The organism is Cupriavidus sp. 05N40 (assembly GCF_056397305.1).
Map to the genome: position 1 here is coordinate 1 of NZ_JBFTND010000389.1, position 3,134 is coordinate 3,134.

The 3,134-nt window shown below is 55.8% G+C and carries 3 protein-coding genes, 1 pseudogene and 1 riboswitch; of the genes and pseudogenes, 3 read left to right on the plus strand and 1 reads right to left on the minus strand.

Annotated elements, in window-relative coordinates; all coding sequences use genetic code 11:
• Window positions 1-182: pseudogene (locus tag AC1DO7_RS40600) on the minus strand (ABC transporter substrate-binding protein); the annotation flags it as partial.
• Between the two features lie 57 nt (window positions 183-239).
• Window positions 240-357: riboswitch (guanidine-I (ykkC/yxkD leader) on the minus strand.
• A gap of 452 nt (window positions 358-809) precedes the next feature.
• On the opposite strand from AC1DO7_RS40600, the gene AC1DO7_RS40605 reads away from it, so the two are divergent.
• The 3 genes from AC1DO7_RS40605 to AC1DO7_RS40615 form a co-directional block, all read left to right on the plus strand.
• A complete protein-coding gene (locus AC1DO7_RS40605; RefSeq protein WP_477117512.1) occupies window positions 810-1,343 on the plus strand; it encodes a lecithin retinol acyltransferase family protein in 534 nt (177 codons plus the stop codon).
• A gap of 61 nt (window positions 1,344-1,404) precedes the next feature.
• The gene (locus AC1DO7_RS40610) at window positions 1,405-2,064 is read left to right on the plus strand and encodes a TetR/AcrR family transcriptional regulator (RefSeq protein ID WP_441620861.1); all 660 of its coding nucleotides are present in this window, start codon (window positions 1,405-1,407) and stop codon (window positions 2,062-2,064) included.
• Between the two features lie 305 nt (window positions 2,065-2,369).
• The coding region (locus AC1DO7_RS40615; protein ID WP_477117513.1) for a cupin domain-containing protein at window positions 2,370-3,134 on the plus strand (765 nt) is incomplete at its 3' end.

Consider the following 3,134-nt stretch of genomic DNA (forward strand, 5'->3'; position numbering starts at 1 on the left):
CCCTTTTGCTCGGCGACGTACCAGGCAACCCATCCCGGCCAGTCGGACACACCGACCTTGATTTCGGCCATGGCCGGCCGTGCACCGGCGAGGCCAATGGCAAGCAGCGCAGCGCTCAGCAGGCCGGCGCACGTACGCCGGAACGGGCGTCGCGAAGGACGTGAGAAAGGAAATGCAGGCATGGTTCGGCTCCGATCGGCGGTGACAAATGGCAGGGAAGCCACCTCTCAACGAAGTGAACCTCCCGGGCTTTTGTCCCGCCGTGGAGCCTGGGCGCGAACTAGCGCGCCTGAGGCCGGTTGCTCTCGGACCAGGCATCGTGCGCATGGCACGACCGGAACCCTAGCTACCCTTCGGTGAGCGACGCTAGGTCGCCTCCCTGACCGAGAATAAGCAAACGCCATGCCAGTGCCTGGGAACGGAACCGGGGATGAGAAAGTGATTCGCAACCGCCTTGTTGCGCCACGCAGCGGCGTGCGATGCCATGCCCTGGTGCGGAAATGCGCACGGCATGCACTGCTTGGGTGCGGGTGGGGCCGCTTACAGTGCAAGGGCGCAATCCGGCGGGGGAAAGCTGCGACGGCCCCGCCTGAGCAAGATGCCTGGTTGTGCGCATTTGGGAGTCTATCGGTTCGCTAGCCTATTGAAAAATGGGTTGCATAACCTATAAAATTAGATATAAATGCTTAAAACGTAACATATATAGGGTAAATACCGTTGATTTATAGGTATGTCAACCTATTATGCAAGCAGGCGACTTGCAGTGATTCACACGATAGTCGCTCCTCTGATGCGGCGGGGAGAGACCTATGCGCTACGATATTTCCAGATGTACCACGGGCCATCRTATCGACCGCCTTGTTGGATTGCCTGCATGTTCAGGCAACCCGATTCTGTTCCCGGGTGCTCACGTAAGCACGACTCGGGACGGCTATCGGCATCACGGCATTTATGTCGGTGGTGGAAAAGTCGTTCATTACTCTGGATTTTGTGAGAAGTGGCTCAGTGGCCAGGTGGAGGCAGTAAGCGTTGGCGAGTTCGCGTCCGGTCAGGATCTCCAGATCGAATTCCAGGCGCTTCCAGCCTTTTCACCGATGGAAACCGTAGAGCGAGCCTGTTCCCGCCTTGGCGAGCATCAATACAATCTGATTACGAACAATTGTGAGCACTTTTGTACATGGTGTATTTATGGCCAGAGCCGTAGCTCACAGGTTGAGAACTGTTTGCGTGACCCCCGAGCTGCGTTGCGTACTGGAATTGGTTTGATCAAGGCTCTCGCCAGGACCTGGCTAATCCCTCGTCCTGCGGAGACGGGGGAAATGACCCGGCGTTCGGCCGTTTGAACTGATCTGCAGGCAAGGCCGGGTGGAATGGATAAATGGAAATCTATTTTGACGAAATAAAGTGAAAAAGATCGAGTTTACTTCAGCGGATATTTATGGGAAGAAAACGGAAGCGCGGACAAGACTGCGAGGGAATCGCGCAAGTCGCGTTCCGGAGTTGATTGAGGCTTCGATCAAGGTATTTGCGGAAGAGGGGTATGGCGGTTACAGCATCAACCGGGTAGCTGGGGAAGTCGGAATCCGGCTTAGTACATTGCAGCACTATTTCGCCACACGAGAACAATTGCTGACGGCAACGATCCGCGAAATGTACGGTCGTTACATCGAACGTTACGCGAAGCTGAGTTCCAATAAGCTGCAATCGCCTGAAGATCGGTTGAATACGATCATCGATGAATTCTTTGATGAGGTTCTTGCCGCAAGTTCCAACGTAACGCCATTTGTTCTCGAGTGCTGGACGCTTGCCGAGCACGACCCTTCGGTGAAGGAACTTGTGGGGGAGGGGAACAAACAGTTCCAGCAGATCTGGCACGATCTGATCGCGGCGATCAACCCGTCCTTGCCGGCGGAAGAGTGCGCCATTCGAGCGACGCTGATAGAAGCGCACGCTCAGGGATTGATGATCTTTTGCCGGCGAGGAGGGCCGGGGCTGCCGGACCAGGAGGCGTTGCGGCAGGCGACGAAGGTGTTGTGGAGGGCAATGAGCAAGGCCACTACGTGATTTGTCGGCGTTCACGACACGGGTAAACGCTGATGCTCCAGAAGTTGCAGAGTGGGTACGCTAATACTTTATACATAAAGTATTCCATATCTGAGTGCGGAGCCCGCTGCAACTTGGTGTGGCGGGTGTATGCAGGCAACCCGATAGTGCGGTCGGCCTCAGTTGAGGCGCACGAGCCATGCAGAGCATCCCTTGGTGGGTCCATATTTGCGCAGTTAGCTGGCCGGAAGAAAGGAATGGAACTTGCGTTGCGGTTAGCCGAACCCATCCCATGCTTCGCGCCACTGATTTAGTACACAGAGTTCATGATGGAAAGCCAGTTTTATGCCGACGACACCATCCTGGCTGCCGAGCTAGACCTCAAGGCAGCATGGTCGTTCTCAGAAGCGCTTTGCGGGCCGCATTCGGTTCATATCCCGACACCTGATCGTTTCAGGTTTCGTTACAGCGGACAAGTGCTAAAGGGCATGTCGACCACGGTTGGGTATATCGAGCACGGTACGGACATCACCGTGGATGTTGGCGCCAGGGAGATTCTCAAGACGTACAGCATCAGCATCCCGGTTTCCGGCGAGCAGGAGTTGAGGGGTCCCCAGGGTTCGCTGTTATCGAACATCGACTGCGGCGTTGCGGTATCGCCAGAACAGCCATTGCAGATGGACATTACCGGGAACTGCAAGAAGATCCTTGTCACGATATCCCGAGAGTCATTGGAGAGGGTGCTCGAAGAGATTCTCGGACAGCATACTGAAGCACTGCTGGTCTTTGAGCCATGCATCAAGGGCAATGAGGGAAGTGCCGGCGCCTGGTGGAGGATGGTCAAGCATTACATCAGTGAGGTCGAATGCGCGAGAGAGCTATACGGCTGCGGCACTTTTAGCCGAGATATCGAGATGGCCCTGCTGAAGGGCCTCCTGATCGCCCAGCCAAGCAACTATTCGGATCAGATCGGAAGGGCCCTGGGTGCAAGGATCCCGGGATACGTCGCGCGCGCCAAGATCTTTATCGAAACCAACTTCAGAGAGACGATACATCTCGAGGATATCGAAGCAGTCGCCGGTGTATCGCGG